Below are 16,804 nucleotides of genomic sequence, written 5' to 3'. Positions count from 1 at the left end.
CAAAAAAACCGCCCGAAGGCGGTTTTTCTCATTCCGTTAGCGAATGTCGATTGGCGCGAAGCTTTTCACCAGATCGTCCAGCGCTTTCATCTGTGCCAGGAATGGCTCCAGTTTATCCAGTGGCAGCGCTGACGGACCGTCACATTTCGCCTGATCCGGATTTGGATGCGCTTCAATAAACAGACCCGCAATACCCGTTGCCAGGCCCGCTTTCGCCAGTTCAACAGTTTGCTCACGGCGACCGCCTGAAGCTGCGCCCGATGGGTCACGCATTTGCAGTGAGTGCGTCACGTCAAAAATAATTGGGCTGCCGTTGGACGCTTTTTTCATCACGCCAAAACCCAGCATATCGACAACCAGGTTGTCATAGCCGTGGCAAGAACCGCGTTCACACAGAATCACTTTCTCGTTGCCACACTCTGCGAATTTTTCCACGATGTTGCCAACCTGACCCGGGCTCATAAACTGAGGTTTCTTCACGTTGATCACCGCGCCGGTTTTCGCCATCGCTTCCACCAGATCCGTTTGACGCGCCAGAAAAGCTGGCAGTTGAATCACGTCCACCACGTCCGCAACCGGTTGGGCCTGTGCTTCGGTGTGTACGTCAGTGATGATTTTTACGCCGAAGGTATCTTTCAGTTCCTGAAAGATTTTCATGCCTTCTTCCAGACCTGGACCACGGTAAGAGTGCACCGAACTGCGGTTCGCTTTATCAAACGAAGCTTTGAATACATAAGGAATGCCCAATTTGTCCGTCACCTGAACGTAGTGCTCACAAATACGCATCGCCATATCGCGGGATTCCAGCACGTTCATGCCTGCAAACAGGGTAAACGGCTTGTCGTTGGCTACCGGAATATCACCGACGTGAACAATTTTCTGTTCCATTCTCTTTTCTCTTCGTTGTGATTAATGCAAGGTCACATGATTGTGACTGAGTGCATTGAGTTGAGTTTTCAATAATTTTGCTGCCGGATCGTCCGGACACTGATCAATAAAATACTGATAATCCGTCAGCGCGATCTGGTGGCACTCCAGTTGCTGGTAGATAAAGCCACGGTCGCGAATTTCGTACGGGTCATCCGGAACAAACGTCAGTGCCAGATCGGTACATCTCAGTGCCAGAGTATAGCGCTCTTCGCGCAGCAGGGCACTTTTCACCAGCGCAAGCCAACGACCAATAATGGTCGGGTGATCGGCGGGCTTCAAATGCTCCGCTTTGAGTTTGGTCAGCGGCCCTTTGTGGCCAATCAACCACGCCTGCAAAGTATGGCGGGAAACGTACTCCCCGGAAAACGGGTTAATATAAAGCGGCGTTTCGCCCGGCCAGCTTAGCTCCAGCAGGAACTGAGTCGGAAAGGTAATACCTTGCAGCGGAAAGCCCAGTTGGCGACCGAAATAGAGCAGCAGCGCGCCCAGGCTGACCGGAATGCCTTTTCGACGCTCCAGTACTTTATCAATAAACGCATTGTGGGATTCGTAGTACGCTTCGCGGTCACCACTAAAACCCCACTCAAAATAGAACAGGCGCAGAAACGATTCAAAACGCTGCTTCTCGTCACGTTCGTTAACCAGAGTCAGCTCCGCGTCATCCAGTAATCGTTTCAGCTCGATGCGTGCCCAGCCGACCCGGGTATCAGGATTGATGGCCTTATTCAGCGCAAGAGCACCATCCACCAGCTCCATCGCATCAAAATCTTCATCAAACAAATCCAGCATCACACAACTCTATCTGTGAATTTCATTAAAACAGGCTATCCGCTTAGCCAAAGAACATCGGTACTTTCGTTACGGCAATCTTGCCGGCAATCGCCAGCCAGCCCAGCGCCCCAAAGAAGGCAAACGTGCGCAGCAGTTTGTTGCGACCCAGTTTCAGCGCAAAGAAGCCCAGTGCGATGTAAGCCAGTACGCTGGTCAGTTTGTCCGTCATCCATGGCGCAGCAGCGGTAAACGGCACAAAACCCGTCACAAAGATCAGGCCGATACCGGATAGCAGCAGGAAGGTGTCCACAATATGAGGAAACACTTTCAGGAATTTGTGTTGGCGTAACTCTGAGTCCATCATCATCAGAACGTAACGCACCGACAGCAGCAGAGCGCTCAGGCCGATCGTCAGCAAATGAAAATGTTTTAATCCTTCGTACATTGTCTTCCTCGTTAGTAGTTATATTGGCCCAGCGTAACGCGATCGTTACCGGCATAATCCTGCTCGGTGACCACCTGCTGATAGCCCAGTGCCTGCATGATGGTTCTCACGCTGGCACCTTGATCGTAGCCATGCTCAAACGCCAGCCAGCCGCCGTTTTGTAAGTAATCTCGGCCAGCGTCGCTGATGTGTTTGATGTCGGCTAAACCGTTGTCAGCCGCAACCAGCGCAGTTTTCGGCTCAAAGCGAACATCGCCCTGCACCAGATGCGGATCGTTTTCTTCGATATAAGGCGGGTTGGAGACTATCAAAGCAAACTTTGTACCGCGTGATAAGGGTTCAAACCAACTGCCCTGCAAAAACGTGACGTTGGTTATGTGCAAACGGTTAGCATTGTCAGTAGCCAGTTGCCGCGCTTCATCACGCAGGTCGATGCCCACCACGCGGCGGTGAGGCAACTCTGACGCCAGCGCCAACGCAATCGCGCCCGTGCCAGTGCCTAAATCGAGAATATCGCCTTCAAGTGTCTGCGCTTTTTCCAGCGCCACTTCCACCAAACGTTCAGTGTCAGGACGAGGGATCAGGGTAGACGGCGAAACTTTCAGTGGCAGAGACCAGAATTCACGCTCACCGATAATGTAGGCGACTGGCTCACCGGTGATCCGGCGCTGCAGCAAAGCATCAAACATCGCCTGAATTGGCGCGTCGAGCACTTTGTCTGGCCAGGTGAGCAAATAGGAACGCGGTTTATCCAGTGCGTGGCAAAGCAGCACCGCGGCATCCAATGACGGCGAGTCGCTGCCGCTTTGCGTCAATTGCAAAGTCGCCGCCTTAAGGGCGGCTTCTATGGTCAAAGACATCGATCAGTTTTGCTCAGCCAGAGCAGCCAACAGGTCAGCCTGGTGCTCTTGAATGACAGGATCCACCAACGATTGCAGATCGCCTTCCATCACTTCGCTCAAACGGTAAACCGTCAGGTTGATGCGGTGATCAGACACGCGGCCTTGCGGGTAGTTGTAAGTACGAATGCGGTCACTGCGATCGCCCGAACCCAACAAGTTACGACGAGTATCAGAAATTTCCGCCGCACGCTTCGCCTCTTCCGCCTGAGCAATACGCGCTGCCAGTACCGACATCGCCTTGGCCTTGTTTTTGTGCTGTGAACGTTCGTCCTGACACTCAACGACAATACCGGTTGGTAAGTGGGTAATACGAATCGCAGAATCGGTGGTGTTAACGTGCTGACCACCCGCACCTGAAGAGCGGAATGTGTCAATTTTCAGATCCGCCGTACGGATTTCCGGAATTTCTGCTTCTGGCACTTCTGCCATCACTGCAACAGTACACGCTGACGTGTGTACGCGGCCTTGAGATTCCGTCGCCGGAACACGTTGCACACGGTGGCCACCAGATTCAAATTTCAAAATACCGTACGCGCCGTCGCCGTTCACTTTTGCGATCATTTCTTTATAGCCGCCGTGTTCCGCTTCGTTCGACGACATAACTTCGATGCGCCAACCGCGTTTTTCTGCAAAACGGCTGTACATACGGAACAGGTCACCAGCGAAGATGCCCGCTTCATCGCCGCCCGCACCAGCGCGGATTTCGAGGAAACAGTTGCGGTCATCGTTCGGATCTTTGGGCAGCAGCAGAATTTGTAGCTCATCGCTCAAGCGCTCAATCGCGGCTTTAGCCAGTTTGATTTCTTCTTGCGCCATTTCGCGCATTTCTGCGTCGTCTTCTTTGGCCATCTCTTCAGCTGCAATCAGATCTTCCTGCGCTTGCTGGTAAGCCTGAAAACAGTGAGTGATCTCCTCAAGCTGTGAGTACTCTTTTGACAGAGCACGGAACTTGTCCTGATCACCGATAACCGCTGGATCGCCCAGCAGATGTTGAACCTCTTCATAACGCTCAACCAGGGATTCAAGCTTTACTAAAATCGACGCTTTCATAGTTTCTTCTTTAAACGAATAAGGAGTAGATGTTTATTGTGGGTCATCAAGACCCAGACTTTGTCTGATAATGGCCAGTTTAGCTGGCTCGCCCTGCTCCGCGGCGGTTTGTAGCGCGCGCGTCGGAGTGTGGATCAGTTTGTTGGTCAGTTTGTTGCTCAGTTCAATCAGCAGCTTTTCCGCATCGCCGCCTGCCGCTAACGCTTGTAAACTCTTACTCAGCAAATCTTCACGGATTTCATTGGCCGCTTTACGGTAGTCACGAATACTGTCGACCGCTTGCAGCGAACGCATCCAGGTCATGAATGCCGCGCTCTCTTCGCTGACAATCGCTTCGGCCTGAATCGCTTCGACCTTACGCTGCTCAATATTACTATCAACGATAGACTGCAAATCATCCACCGAATAGAGATAAGCATCGTTCAAATCACCGACCTGGGATTCGATATCACGCGGTACGGCAATATCGACCAGCAACATAGGCTGGTAACGACGCGCTTTAAGGGCGGTTTCCACCATACCTTTGCCGATGATCGGCAGCGGACTGGCGGTTGAACTGATCACAATATCGGCGTATGCCAGATAGTCGGGAATTTCGTTGAGGGCAATCACTTCCGCATCAAACTGCTGCGCGAGATTCATGGCCCGCTCACGAGTGCGGTTAGCCACGATCATACGTTTGCAGTTGTGCCCTGCCAGATGTTTGGCCACCAATTCGATGGTTTCTCCGGCACCAACCAGCATGACAGTGGCATCGGAAAGTGATTCGAAAATGTGTTTTGCCAGTGTGCAGGCGGCATAGGCCACCGACACTGCGCTGCCACCAATCTCCGTTTCAGTACGGACACGTTTGGCAACAGAAAACGCTTTTTGGAATAACTTTTCCATTGAGGAGTCAACGGCACGGCTTTCCCGCGAGTCAGCATACGCCTGTTTGACCTGGCCCAGAATCTGCGGTTCGCCCAGCACCAGAGAATCCAGGCCGCACGACACACGCATCAGGTGGCGAATGGCCGCCTGCTCTTCATGTACATAAAGGCTGGGTTTAAGATCTTCGGCACTGACCTGATGAAACTGAGACAACCATTCGATCACTTTATTCTTGCACGAAGATTTCACATCACAGTAGATCTCGGTCCGGTTACACGTCGACAGGATCACGCTCCCGTTGACGAATGAACTGTCAGACAGCTGCCCCAGAGCTTCAGACAACTTGTCTGGGCCAAAAGCAACTTTTTCTCGCAATTCAACCGAAGCCGTATTGTGATTGATTCCAATAGCAAGCAAGGACATCTATCGAGGGTTCTCTGGTAAGAAATGGACTAGGCGCAGAATTTTACTTGATGACCCTGTTTATTGAAAGGGTCAACGGGATTTGTTTTCCCGAGTTCGTGATATCAATGATATAGTGAAGGCCGTTTGACCGTTTTGACTGGATAAATAACGAGCATTTTATGACGCTTAAGCCACGTATTTACCTGATCGTTGCGCTGCTGATGACCCTATTTGGCTGTAGCAGCGTGCCGGAACCCATCGCCGATGTGAAGTGGCAATCCCACCAGGCGCGCCTGACCAGCATTGCGCAGTTTAAATTGGTTGGCAAACTCGGTTATATCTCCCCGGAGCAGCGCCAGTCCCTCAATTTCCAGTGGCAAAAATCAGCCGAGAACAGCCAGCTGCGCCTGACCAATTTCCTTGGCCAGACAGTACTCAATCTGACCATTTCACCGCAGGGCGCGCGAGTGGAAACCTATGATGAGCAAGTGTTCACCGCTCCAAGCGCTCAGCTTCTGGTACGCCAGCTGACCGGGCTTGATATTCCGGTTGATCTGCTGCAGGACTGGATCCTCGGTCTGCCGTCTCAGGCTGACAACTACGCCTTGAATGCCAACAATACGCTGGCAACGTTAGATAAACACGCTGGCAGCTACAGTTGGCATGTTGATTACGCCCGCTATCGTGAATACCCGTGGCAGCAATCTAACCTGCCATTGCCGGACAAGCTCAAACTGACTCAAAACCAGACTTCAATTAACCTCGTGATCTCAAAATGGACACTGACGCCATGATTTCAGGCCCGATACTTAATACGCCGACAAGCTGGCCTTCGCCAGCCAAGCTCAATCTTTTCCTCTACATCACTGGCCGCCGCACCGATGGTTACCACGAGCTGCAAACCCTGTTTCAGTTTCTCAATCATGGCGATACGCTGACGATCACGGCCAACACCAGTGGTGAAATCGAACTGACACCGGAACTGCCGGGCGTAAAAACCGAGGAGAATTTAATCTGGAAAGCCGCCACCGCGCTGCAACGCGCCAGCCGTTGTTCTTTCGGTGCAAAGATTGAACTCAATAAAGTGCTGCCGATGGGCGGGGGTATTGGCGGCGGTTCATCCAATGCTGCCACGGTGCTGGTTGCGCTCAACTTCTTGTGGCAAACCCACCTGAGTGATGATGAACTGGCACAAATCGGTCTCGCGCTTGGCGCAGACGTTCCCGTGTTTGTGCGTGGTTTTGCCGCGTTTGCTGAAGGCGTCGGTGAACAACTCTCTCCTGTTGAAGTGCAGGAGAAATGGTACTTAGTCTTGCGTCCGGACGTTTCGATCGCGACCAAAGATATCTTCAATCATCCACAACTGACAAGAAACACAGTGAAGCGAGATCTGGCAACGCTTCTTGACACTTGTTACGAAAACGATTGCGAAAAAATTGTCCGAATGCTTTACCCAGAGGTTGATAAGCAACTTTCATGGCTGCTACAATACGCGCCGTCAAGATTGACCGGGACGGGATCTTGCGTTTTTGCTGAATTTTTGAGCAAGAAAGAAGCGGAAGCTGTCCTTGCCGAACTCCCTGACAACGTCTCTGCGTTTATTGCCCTTGGGCGCAATGTTTCACCGCTGAAAGAGACGCTGGCTGATTACCAATCGGCCCACACCCAATCTATTTAAAAACTGGACGCAACCCTGAGGTTTCCACCGTGCCTGATATGAAGCTATTTGCTGGTAACGCCACACCCGAACTAGCCCAACGTATTGCTGAACGTCTCTACATTTCTCTTGGTGATGCGACTGTTTCCCGTTTCTCTGACGGCGAAGTCGCAGTACAAATCAATGAAAATGTTCGTGGTAGCGATGTATTCATTATTCAATCAACTTGTGCACCAACCAACGACAACCTGATGGAGTTGGTGGTAATGATTGATGCAATGCGCCGTGCTTCAGCAGGCCGTATTACTGCTGTAATCCCTTACTTTGGTTATGCTCGTCAAGATCGCCGTGTGCGTTCAGCCCGTGTGCCAATTACTGCAAAAGTTGTTGCAGATTTCCTTTCTAACGTCGGCGTTGACCGCGTTCTCACTATCGACCTGCACGCAGAGCAAATCCAAGGCTTCTTCGACGTACCAGTAGATAACATTTTCGGTACTCCAGTTCTGCTGGAAGACATGAAAGCACGCAGCCTGGAAGATCCAGTGGTGGTTTCTCCGGATCTGGGTGGTGTTGTTCGTGCACGTGCAACGGCAAAAGCGCTGGGTGACATCGACATCGCTATCGTCGACAAACGTCGTCCACGTGCTAACGTGTCTGAAGTGATGAACCTGATCGGTGATGTTGAAGGTCGCGACTGTGTGATCGTTGACGACATGATCGACACTGGTGGTACGCTGTGTAAAGCGGCTGAAGCACTGAAAGAGCGAGGAGCAAAACGTGTCTTTGCTTACGCAACTCACGCGGTATTCTCAGGCAACGCTGCAAAAAACATCAAAAACTCTGTGCTTGACCAAGTGATCGTGACTGACTCTATCACTCTGTCAAAAGAGATGGCAGCAACAGGCAAAGTAACTCAACTGACTCTGTCTACCATGCTGGCTGAAGCGATTCGTCGTATCAGCAACGAAGAATCTATCTCAGCGATGTTTAACTAATAAGCTTCGCTCAGATTTCCTCTTCTGAATTGGGCGCTTCATCTTCGGATGAGGCGCTTTTTATTTCTCAGCGCATGAGAAAAAGCAGAGTATCGCCCCGCGCGTCTTTTCTGTGCTATCATACCGCGCTTTTTCGTTTCCGAAGGGATCCTAGCCTTGAGTCAACCAATTAAATTACTTGTCGGTCTGGCCAATCCGGGGCCGGAATACGCCAATACACGACACAATGCCGGCGCATGGGTCGTGGAAGAACTGGCTCGCATTCACAACGTGGTGCTGAAAAATGAGCCGAAGTTCTTTGGTTTAACCGGTCGTATTATGGTCAACGGCGAAGATCTGCGTTTGCTGATCCCCACTACGTTTATGAATTTATCCGGTAAAGCCATTGCCGCCCTGGCAAAGTTTTATCAGATCAACCCCGAAGAGATTATGGTCGCTCATGATGAGCTGGATCTGCCTCCGGGCGTTGCTAAGTTTAAAAAAGGTGGCGGCCATGGTGGTCACAATGGGTTGAAAGACACCATTAGCAAACTGGGCAACAACAAAGAATTTTACCGTCTGCGGATTGGCATTGGCCATCCGGGACACAAAGATAAAGTAGCAGGCTATGTGTTAGGCAAAGCTCCCGCCAAAGAGCAGGAGTGTCTGGATGCCGTGGTGGATGAATCCGTTCGCTGCCTCGACATTTTAATTAAAGATGGCCTCACCAAAGCGCAAAACCGCTTACACACGTTCAAAGCTGAATAAGGTTACAGTCATGGGTTTTAAATGTGGCATCGTTGGTCTTCCAAACGTTGGTAAATCAACACTTTTTAATGCACTCACTAAAGCAGGTATCGAAGCGGCAAACTTCCCGTTTTGTACTATCGAACCAAACACTGGTGTGGTACCAGTACCGGATCTGCGTCTGGATGCGCTGGCAAAAATCGTAAATCCTGAACGTGTTCTGCCAACCACCATGGAATTCGTAGACATCGCAGGCCTGGTAGCCGGCGCGTCAAAAGGTGAAGGCTTGGGTAACAAATTCCTGGCAAACATTCGCGAAACTGACGCGATTGGTCACGTTGTACGCTGTTTTGAAAACGAAAACATCGTGCACGTAGCAGGTAAAGTATCTCCTATCGAAGACATCGAAGTGATCAACCTGGAACTGGCAATGGCTGACCTTGACAGCTGTGAACGCGCCATTCAGCGTCAAGCCAAGCGTGCAAAAGGTGGCGACAAAGACGCGAAATTCGAACTGACCGTGCTAGAAAAACTGCTGCCAGTTCTGACTGAAGGTGGTTCTGCACGTACCGTTGCGCTGTCTAAAGAAGAGCTGGCAGCCGTTGGTTACCTGAACTTCCTGACTCTGAAGCCAACGATGTATATTGCAAACGTGGCAGAAGATGGTTTTGAAGACAACCCATATCTGGATGCGGTGCGTGAGTTCGCAGCCCAAGAGAACAATGTGGTTGTTCCAGTATGTGCGGCGATTGAATCTGAGCTGTCTGAACTTGAAGAAGACGAGCGCGATGAGTTCCTGGCTGATCTCGGGATCGAAGAACCAGGTCTGAACCGTGTGATCCGCTCAGGTTACGATCTGCTTAACCTGCAAACTTACTTCACCGCAGGTGTAAAAGAAGTGCGCGCTTGGACCATTCCTATCGGCGCCACCGCTCCTCAGTCTGCAGGAAAGATCCACACAGACTTCGAACGCGGCTTTATTCGTGCCGAAGTAATCGGCTATGACGATTACATTCAGTTCAATGGTGAAAGTGGCGCGAAAGAAGCCGGTAAATGGCGTCTTGAAGGTAAAGATTACATCGTAAAAGATGGCGACGTAATCCACTTCCGTTTCAACGTATAAGCGCCCGAAAATACGATTGCTCAAAAGCCAACCAAAGGGTTGGCTTTTGTTGTTTCTGGCGCGAGGAAATCTGAAAAATCAGGCACAGATAAAGGTAATGAATCTGTTGTTTTGGTAGCAGTTTTTGATCACAAACACGCCTCTTTGTTTAAAAAAAACCCGAACAGTCAGTTTCAGGGAATTTATTCAAAAAAACTATTGACGCTCCTGAACCATATCCGCATAATGCGCTCCGTTCTCAGCGATAAGGCAACTTAAAGCCAAGGACAAAATTGTTGGCTACGTAGCTCAGCTGGTTAGAGCACATCACTCATAATGATGGGGTCACAGGTTCGAATCCCGTCGTAGCCACCATTTCCTAAGTACTTTTCGCATGGCAACATGACAAAGTCTTTAGGAAATAATGCGGAAGTGGCGAAATTGGTAGACGCACCAGATTTAGGTTCTGGCGCCGCAAGGTGTGAGAGTTCAAGTCTCTCCTTCCGCACCATATTCAGATAACGAAAGTTATCGCTGTAGGTCTATCGCCAAGCGGTAAGGCAGCGGCTTTTGATGCCGCCATTCCCTGGTTCGAATCCAGGTAGACCTGCCATATTACACCTTGTCTGAGGTTATCAGACACATACTGAATTTGCGGTGGTGGCGGAATTGGTAGACGCGCTAGCTTCAGGTGCTAGTGTCCGTTAGGACGTGAGGGTTCAAGTCCCTCCCTCCGCACCAAATTCAGTATATTTGTAGGTCTATCGCCAAGCGGTAAGGCAGCGGCTTTTGATGCCGCCATTCCCTGGTTCGAATCCAGGTAGACCTGCCATAATTCTTTAAGTTTCAATACGATGTAAAAACTATTGGAACTACAGACGAGATTGTATTATAGTTTCTCGCTCTGAAAAGATGGCTACGTAGCTCAGCTGGTTAGAGCACATCACTCATAATGATGGGGTCACAGGTTCGAATCCCGTCGTAGCCACCATTTATTTCGAGTTAACAACTTAAGTTGCGACTCTGAATACCGGGACGCGGAAGTGGCGAAATTGGTAGACGCACCAGATTTAGGTTCTGGCGCCGTAAGGTGTGAGAGTTCAAGTCTCTCCTTCCGCACCATCATCCCGATATTCTAAAAACTGTTTCTGCGGAAGTGGCGAAATTGGTAGACGCACCAGATTTAGGTTCTGGCGCCGCAAGGTGTAAGAGTTCAAGTCTCTTCTTCCGCACCATATTCAGATAACGAAAGTTATCGCTGTAGGTCTATCGCCAAGCGGTAAGGCAGCGGCTTTTGATGCCGCCATTCCCTGGTTCGAATCCAGGTAGACCTGCCATATTACACCTTGTCTGAGGTTATCAGACACATACTGAATTTGCGGTGGTGGCGGAATTGGTAGACGCGCTAGCTTCAGGTGCTAGTGTCCGTTAGGACGTGAGGGTTCAAGTCCCTCCCTCCGCACCAAATTCAGTATATTTGTAGGTCTATCGCCAAGCGGTAAGGCAGCGGCTTTTGATGCCGCCATTCCCTGGTTCGAATCCAGGTAGACCTGCCATTACAACGATGATTCGATATACCAAGTCGGGTTATCTAAAAAATATGATGCGGAAGTGGCGAAATTGGTAGACGCACCAGATTTAGGTTCTGGCGCCGCAAGGTGTGAGAGTTCAAGTCTCTCCTTCCGCACCATCTATTCCCTAGTTGATTAAACTGAAGAATAGAAATGGCTACGTAGCTCAGCTGGTTAGAGCACATCACTCATAATGATGGGGTCACAGGTTCGAATCCCGTCGTAGCCACCATTTCCTAAGTACTTTTCTCATGGCAACATGAAAGAGTTTTTAGGAAAAATGCGGAAGTGGCGAAATTGGTAGACGCACCAGATTTAGGTTCTGGCGCCGCAAGGTGTAAGAGTTCAAGTCTCTTCTTCCGCACCATATTGATGATAAGCTGAAAATTTTTCAGCGTTATCAAAAAGCTGTATGACAATCCAAAAAGTTCTGGTTATAATCCAGCAAGGCTTGTCACTATAGATAGCTTAAAAGAGTTATTACTGAATTTGCGGTGGTGGCGGAATTGGTAGACGCGCTAGCTTCAGGTGCTAGTGTCCGTTAGGACGTGAGGGTTCAAGTCCCTCCCTCCGCACCAAATTCAGTATCTTGTAGGTCTATCGCCAAGCGGTAAGGCAGCGGCTTTTGATGCCGCCATTCCCTGGTTCGAATCCAGGTAGACCTGCCATTACAACGATGATTCGATATACCAAGTCGGATTATCTACAAAAATGCGGAAGTGGCGAAATTGGTAGACGCACCAGATTTAGGTTCTGGCGCCGCAAGGTGTAAGAGTTCAAGTCTCTTCTTCCGCACCATACAGACAAACCCAGCTTCGGCTGGGTTTTGTTTTATCTGCCCTTTTGTTTCTCACGCTAATCGTATTCTCATTCCCTCGACTTAATCTGCAAAACAAACAGTTACGATCAGACGCATAAAAAAATCCAGCCGAAGCTGGATTTTTACACTTAACGTTGTATTTGTGTTGTATTAACCAAGCAGAGCCAATGCCGCCTGAGGCGCTTGTTTCGCTTGTGCCAATACTGAACTGGATGCCTGACCCAGGATCTGAGACTTCGTCAATGCCGTCGTTTCTTTGGCAAAGTCGGTGTCTTTGATACGGCTCTTAGATGCATTCACGTTTTCGTTGATGTTGTCTAAGTTGTTGATCGCATGATTAAAGCGGTTCTGGAATGCCCCCAGTTCCGCACGGTGGCTATCCACAAACTTGAGCGCAGCGTCGACCACAGCAACCGATTGTTGCGCACCGCCCACACTGGTCACATCAATAGTATCCACCGTGATGCCCTTGCCTTCCTGCATCCCTAGCTCACCCGCCAGGCTACCGCCAAACGAAGCATTGCCATCTACCTTGTTGTTGTCGGTGAATAGTTGCAGCTTACCGTCTTCATCAACCGAGGCTTTCACCATGTCAGTCTGACCATTGATGTAAGTGGCCAGCTCTTCGATGTCATCCCCTGCTTTCGCATTGATTTCAATCGTTTTCTCACCGCCAAACTTATCATTCAACGTAATCGTCAGGTCATTGGCACCCGACTGCACACTCCAGTCTTTGTCTTTTGCATTTTCCGCTTTGTAGCTGGTACCGCCCATCATGCGGTTATCGCTGCGCATGTTGTTCAGGCTCAGCATGACCGCTTCACCGTTATCCGCACCGATCTGGAAGGATTTGGTTGCAAACGTGCCGTTCAGCAGCTTATTACCACCAAATGAGGTCGTTTCCGCGATGCGGTTCAGTTCATCATTCAGTGCAGTGACTTCTTCCTGAATCGCAACACGTTCAGATTTTGAGTTTGAACCGTTAGACGATTGCAGAGAAAGGTCACGCATACGCTGCAGAATATTGGTGGTTTCGTTCATCGCACCTTCAGCTGTCTGGGCGATGGAGATACCATCATTTGCGTTGCGTACAGCGACATCCAAACCACGACTTTGAACATTCAGTCGGTTAGAAATCTGCAGGCCTGCTGCATCATCTTTTGCGCTGTTGATTCGATAACCCGAAGATAGGCGTTCCATCGACGATTGTTGCGCGCTGGTAGCACTGTTCAGGTAACGTTGGGCTGTCATTGCTGACACGTTAGTATTTACATTAACCGCCATAATGGTGTCTCCTATTTGATTTTCAGACGTAGCGGAACTTCACGAACGGCTTCCGACGTCTCGGAAAACCAAGTAGTTCTCTCAAAGTTATCTCTATTAACGACTTAGCGAGAAATTCCTTTAGAGAAAAAATGGTTTTTTATCAAAAAATAGCCAATAGCAATGAAAACTGAGAGTGGAGCCCCAAAACCCTATAAAAGGCGGAAAAAGTACTAAAGAATTAGCGCAGCCTGTCGGTGCAGCAAAGTGCATATAAAAATGTAAGCCGGCGACACGGGTTCAGCGGAGAAATAGGATGTGCGGGTAAATAGCAGACAAAAGAAAAGCCCCTTTCCTTTGAGAGAACCGGGGCTAGGGTAGTAGCCATCGCCAATGTGGAGATCACGAGAAATGAACACAAGTGGCTGACCATATGAGTATGACCATCAGATATCAAAAAGCAGGGTTAGTTTGAGAGAGCTTTTTAACAACCAATCATCATACTTTGCCAAGGCAGCTTCATTACACACTCACGTCTGAGCTTATTAATGAAGCACCCCAGGACTACTGCAATAGTGAAATTGCAGAGTTTGGCAACTGTTTCGCTTGGGCAAGAATCGAGGTACCTGCCTGTTGCAGAATTTGTGCTTTGGTAAGCTGAGTGGTTTCTTTCGCAAAGTCAGTATCTTTGATACGGCTCTTCGATGATTCCACGTTTTCCTGGATGTTCGCCAGGTTACTGATACTGTGGCTCAGACGGTTTTGCTTCGCGCCCAGATCCGCACGCTGTGAGTCCACGTATTTCAATGCTGCATCAATGATGCCCACTGCGTTTTGTGAACCACCGACGGTTGTAACGTCGATATCCTGAACGGTGGTGTATTTACCGTTGTCGGTACTCAGACCCAGCTGAGAGGCCAGACCACCCGAGATGCTCAGGTCTTCCGCCAGTTGTGGCTGTGCAACGAAAATCTGCAGTTTGCCATCCTGATCGACAGACGCCTTAAAGATGTCGGTCTGACCATTGATGTAGGTTGCCAGCTCTTCGATGTCATCACCCGCTTTCGCGTTGATGTTCAGCGACACGGGTTCACCGTCTTTACCCGTGAATTCAAACTTCAGGTCGCGCGCATTGTCCGGCACACCCCAGTTTTTATCTTTGCCCTGTTCAGATAGGTAAGACATACCACCCATGCGGTTATCATCCGCGCGAATGCTGGTCAGGCCCATGATGATTGCTTCACCAGAACTCGCACCGATCTGGAATGAGGCTTCGCCAAACGAACCGTTAAGCAATTTACGACCACCAAACGACGTGGTTTCTGCGATACGGTTCAGTTCGTCTTGCAGCGCCGTCACCTCTTCATTCAGCGCTTTACGCTCTGACGTTGAGTTAGTGCCGTTCGCTGACTGCAGCGACAAGTCACGCATACGTTGCAGAATGCTGGTCGATTCGTTCATCGCCCCTTCGGCAGTCTGCGCAATCGAAATACCATCGTTGGCGTTACGCATTGCGACATCAAGACCGCGAGATTGCGCTGTCAGACGGTTAGAGATCTGAAGGCCAGCCGCATCATCTTTCGCACTGTTAATGCGGTTACCTGAAGACAGGCGTTCCATCGAGGTGTTCAGCTCGTTAGATGCCTTATTCAGATAACGCTGAGCGGTCATTGCCGACACGTTGGTATTTACGTTAATGGTCATAGTTTGCTCTCCTATCGAGTTCGCAAGCTTTTTGCGAAGCGGTCAGCTTTACTCTCTCTTGGAAGCACTGACCGTGAATAACTTGCTAAACACGCCACCTGGCGTATTTAAAACTGGTTGTATCAACTCTGATATTATCAATTCAATTAATGTGCCAACTTTCAAAAAATAATCACACAAAGCTTTAAGCCAATAATTATCAATAAGTTAGCTTGCTCATTTTTTCTCTTGAACATCATAATCAACAGAGAAAATATCAGCGGCAATCGGCATTTGCCGCGTTTTTGCCGCTCAGCCTGTCAGATAAAGCGGTTAAAATGCCGCCTCAATCAGGCTAATTTCCATTCAACAACAACTCCCTTCGCACATATGGCATGGCACATAAGGCGTTGAAGGTTAGATGTAGTTAAACAGAGTTAAATCTTTGGTTTTACCAAACGCTTGCTGGGATGCCTGCAGTGCGCGCGAGTTCTCGTTGAACTCAATCACTGCTTCGGCATAGTCCAGATCTTCAAACTGGCTTTTCGATTTGGCCAGACTGATTTTGAAATCTTCGTGCTGTTCTTCCTGAATATCGAGCGTACTCAGACGAGCACCGATATCCGTGCGCCCTTTGTTCATGTGAATAAAGGCGGTATGGAACTCTTCTGTCATTTGTTGCAACTTGGCCGTTGCCGAGGCGTCCGAGACGGAAGCTTTAGAAAACTTAATCGCATCTTTGAAGGTGTCGAACACACTGAACGACTTACGCGGCGTTAAGGAAATCGTATCGCCTGCAGTCAGCTGTCCTTTAACGTGGATGGTCAAGTCTTCATATTGAATGCCGGTTTTCGGATTGAATTCATCTGCGGCCACCACTTTGCCGTTGCGTTCCAGCTGATAGCCGTACTTACCATTGGTCATATCGACAAAGGTGACTTTGTATTTGCCGTTATCATCAGGATTGCTGTTGTTGGCTTTCTCCAGCAGCAGCTCAGAGCCTTCCTGCAATTGATAGTCCGGCGCATAATCCCCAAACGGGTTTTCAATTTCCATAAACAGCTTGCTGCCCGGCGTGTTGAACGGGATCTCAAGGCTATTGGAAATTTTCATCTTGCGCTGGTAATCATCGCCGCCATACGAAACGTTGCCGGCATTGTCGCGAAAGAACGGCTGTGTGGTTGGCTTGGTACCGGCAAAAATATAGTTGCCAGACTCATCCTGCACGTTAGCCAGGTTGAGAAAGTTGTTGGCGATCTCTTCCAGTTCACGCGCACGGGCGCCTCGGTCCTCCGGTGACAACGAGCCGTTGATCATTTCCATCACGTTACGTTTTGCCTTGTCGGTAAAATCTTCCGCGTTAGAGACGATCACCTCCTGATGTTCCAGACGGTTACGCACCAGTACAATCGCGTCCATATACTGACGCAGTTGCTCTTCCTGCTGAGAAACATTCTGAATGTAGTGCGTCGCCAGCGGGTTATCCGCCGCTGACAGCAATTTCTTACCTGACGCCAGTTGCGCCTGGTTGTGATGAATTTTCGATTCCTGACGGCGCAGATCATTCTGCACGGCCTGATAGTTGTGGAAGCTGGAAATACGATTAAACATTTA

14 protein-coding genes and 17 tRNA genes are annotated in these 16,804 nt (G+C 49.6%); 22 read left to right on the top strand and 9 right to left on the bottom strand.

The window, feature by feature from the left end:
* Positions 1-36: 36 nt before the first annotated feature.
* From kdsA to hemA, 6 genes are read right to left on the bottom strand one after another with little or no spacing between them, the layout of a single operon-like run.
* Positions 37-888 (bottom strand): 3-deoxy-8-phosphooctulonate synthase, encoded by an 852-nt coding sequence (kdsA, locus tag DYA43_RS03220; protein WP_020430645.1) that lies wholly within the window; start codon positions 886-888, stop codon positions 37-39.
* A gap of 21 nt (positions 889-909) precedes the next feature.
* Positions 910-1,719, bottom strand: coding sequence for a SirB1 family protein (locus DYA43_RS03215; protein WP_061056223.1), 810 nt, complete (start codon positions 1,717-1,719; stop codon positions 910-912).
* Positions 1,720-1,762: 43 nt separating this feature from the next.
* A complete protein-coding gene (locus DYA43_RS03210; protein WP_020331747.1) occupies positions 1,763-2,146 on the bottom strand; it encodes a SirB2 family protein in 384 nt (127 codons plus the stop codon).
* An 11-nt stretch (positions 2,147-2,157) separates the two neighbouring features.
* Positions 2,158-3,006 carry a peptide chain release factor N(5)-glutamine methyltransferase gene (gene prmC / locus DYA43_RS03205; RefSeq protein WP_061056222.1) on the bottom strand — a complete coding sequence of 283 codons (849 nt, stop codon included), beginning with the start codon at positions 3,004-3,006 and terminating at the stop codon, positions 2,158-2,160.
* Between the two features lie 3 nt (positions 3,007-3,009).
* The gene (prfA, locus tag DYA43_RS03200) at positions 3,010-4,098 is read right to left on the bottom strand and encodes a peptide chain release factor 1 (RefSeq protein ID WP_020331745.1); all 1,089 of its coding nucleotides are present in this window, start codon (positions 4,096-4,098) and stop codon (positions 3,010-3,012) included.
* 33 nt (positions 4,099-4,131) lie between these two features.
* Positions 4,132-5,391, bottom strand: a complete 1,260-nt coding sequence (gene hemA / locus DYA43_RS03195) for a glutamyl-tRNA reductase (protein ID WP_020331744.1) — start codon at positions 5,389-5,391, stop codon at positions 4,132-4,134.
* 161 nt (positions 5,392-5,552) lie between these two features.
* On the opposite strand from hemA, the gene lolB reads away from it, so the two are divergent.
* The 22 genes from lolB to DYA43_RS03085 all read left to right on the top strand — a co-directional run bounded on the left by lolB (position 5,553) and on the right by DYA43_RS03085 (position 12,222).
* Positions 5,553-6,167: a lipoprotein insertase outer membrane protein LolB gene (gene lolB, locus DYA43_RS03190; RefSeq protein ID WP_020331743.1), complete on the top strand. Its 615-nt coding sequence runs from the start codon at positions 5,553-5,555 to the stop codon at positions 6,165-6,167.
* A gap of 11 nt (positions 6,168-6,178) precedes the next feature.
* Positions 6,179-7,051, top strand: a complete 873-nt coding sequence (gene ispE, locus DYA43_RS03185; RefSeq protein WP_061057189.1) for a 4-(cytidine 5'-diphospho)-2-C-methyl-D-erythritol kinase — start codon at positions 6,179-6,181, stop codon at positions 7,049-7,051.
* 29 nt (positions 7,052-7,080) lie between these two features.
* Positions 7,081-8,025, top strand: a complete 945-nt coding sequence (locus tag DYA43_RS03180) for a ribose-phosphate pyrophosphokinase (RefSeq protein ID WP_020331741.1) — start codon at positions 7,081-7,083, stop codon at positions 8,023-8,025.
* A gap of 156 nt (positions 8,026-8,181) precedes the next feature.
* Positions 8,182-8,772 (top strand): aminoacyl-tRNA hydrolase, encoded by a 591-nt coding sequence (gene pth, locus DYA43_RS03175; RefSeq protein WP_020331740.1) that lies wholly within the window; start codon positions 8,182-8,184, stop codon positions 8,770-8,772.
* 10 nt (positions 8,773-8,782) lie between these two features.
* The gene (gene ychF, locus DYA43_RS03170) at positions 8,783-9,874 is read left to right on the top strand and encodes a redox-regulated ATPase YchF (protein ID WP_020331739.1); all 1,092 of its coding nucleotides are present in this window, start codon (positions 8,783-8,785) and stop codon (positions 9,872-9,874) included.
* A 277-nt stretch (positions 9,875-10,151) separates the two neighbouring features.
* Positions 10,152-10,228, top strand: a tRNA-Met gene (locus DYA43_RS03165).
* Positions 10,229-10,279: 51 nt separating this feature from the next.
* Positions 10,280-10,364 (top strand) — tRNA-Leu (locus DYA43_RS03160).
* A 27-nt stretch (positions 10,365-10,391) separates the two neighbouring features.
* A tRNA-Gln gene (locus DYA43_RS03155) sits at positions 10,392-10,466 on the top strand.
* A gap of 41 nt (positions 10,467-10,507) precedes the next feature.
* Positions 10,508-10,594: transfer RNA gene (locus DYA43_RS03150), tRNA-Leu, on the top strand.
* A 16-nt stretch (positions 10,595-10,610) separates the two neighbouring features.
* Positions 10,611-10,685: transfer RNA gene (locus tag DYA43_RS03145), tRNA-Gln, on the top strand.
* Positions 10,686-10,767: 82 nt separating this feature from the next.
* Positions 10,768-10,844 (top strand) — tRNA-Met (locus DYA43_RS03140).
* A gap of 46 nt (positions 10,845-10,890) precedes the next feature.
* Positions 10,891-10,975 (top strand) — tRNA-Leu (locus DYA43_RS03135).
* 28 nt (positions 10,976-11,003) lie between these two features.
* Positions 11,004-11,088, top strand: a tRNA-Leu gene (locus DYA43_RS03130).
* A gap of 27 nt (positions 11,089-11,115) precedes the next feature.
* A tRNA-Gln gene (locus tag DYA43_RS03125) sits at positions 11,116-11,190 on the top strand.
* A gap of 41 nt (positions 11,191-11,231) precedes the next feature.
* A tRNA-Leu gene (locus tag DYA43_RS03120) sits at positions 11,232-11,318 on the top strand.
* Positions 11,319-11,334: 16 nt separating this feature from the next.
* Positions 11,335-11,409, top strand: a tRNA-Gln gene (locus tag DYA43_RS03115).
* 49 nt (positions 11,410-11,458) lie between these two features.
* A tRNA-Leu gene (locus DYA43_RS03110) sits at positions 11,459-11,543 on the top strand.
* 36 nt (positions 11,544-11,579) lie between these two features.
* Positions 11,580-11,656, top strand: a tRNA-Met gene (locus DYA43_RS03105).
* A 50-nt stretch (positions 11,657-11,706) separates the two neighbouring features.
* Positions 11,707-11,791 (top strand) — tRNA-Leu (locus DYA43_RS03100).
* Positions 11,792-11,915: 124 nt separating this feature from the next.
* Positions 11,916-12,002 (top strand) — tRNA-Leu (locus tag DYA43_RS03095).
* 15 nt (positions 12,003-12,017) lie between these two features.
* Positions 12,018-12,092: transfer RNA gene (locus DYA43_RS03090), tRNA-Gln, on the top strand.
* 45 nt (positions 12,093-12,137) lie between these two features.
* A tRNA-Leu gene (locus DYA43_RS03085) sits at positions 12,138-12,222 on the top strand.
* Between the two features lie 172 nt (positions 12,223-12,394).
* Here DYA43_RS03085 and DYA43_RS03080 read toward each other — a convergent pair.
* The 3 genes from DYA43_RS03080 to flgL form a co-directional block, all read right to left on the bottom strand.
* The gene (locus DYA43_RS03080) at positions 12,395-13,528 is read right to left on the bottom strand and encodes a flagellin (RefSeq protein WP_020331735.1); all 1,134 of its coding nucleotides are present in this window, start codon (positions 13,526-13,528) and stop codon (positions 12,395-12,397) included.
* Positions 13,529-14,071: 543 nt separating this feature from the next.
* Complete coding sequence (locus DYA43_RS03075) at positions 14,072-15,211, bottom strand: flagellin (protein ID WP_020430641.1); 1,140 nt, start codon at positions 15,209-15,211, stop codon at positions 14,072-14,074.
* Positions 15,212-15,607: 396 nt separating this feature from the next.
* The gene (gene flgL / locus DYA43_RS03065; RefSeq protein WP_061056221.1) at positions 15,608-16,801 is read right to left on the bottom strand and encodes a flagellar hook-associated protein FlgL; all 1,194 of its coding nucleotides are present in this window, start codon (positions 16,799-16,801) and stop codon (positions 15,608-15,610) included.
* Positions 16,802-16,804: the final 3 nt, after the last annotated feature.

Source organism: Vibrio fluvialis (genome assembly GCF_900460245.1).
Classification (GTDB): Bacteria; Pseudomonadota; Gammaproteobacteria; order Enterobacterales; family Vibrionaceae; genus Vibrio; species Vibrio fluvialis.
Note: the sequence above shows the minus strand (reverse complement) of the source record. Positions and strands in the feature narration are given on the sequence as shown.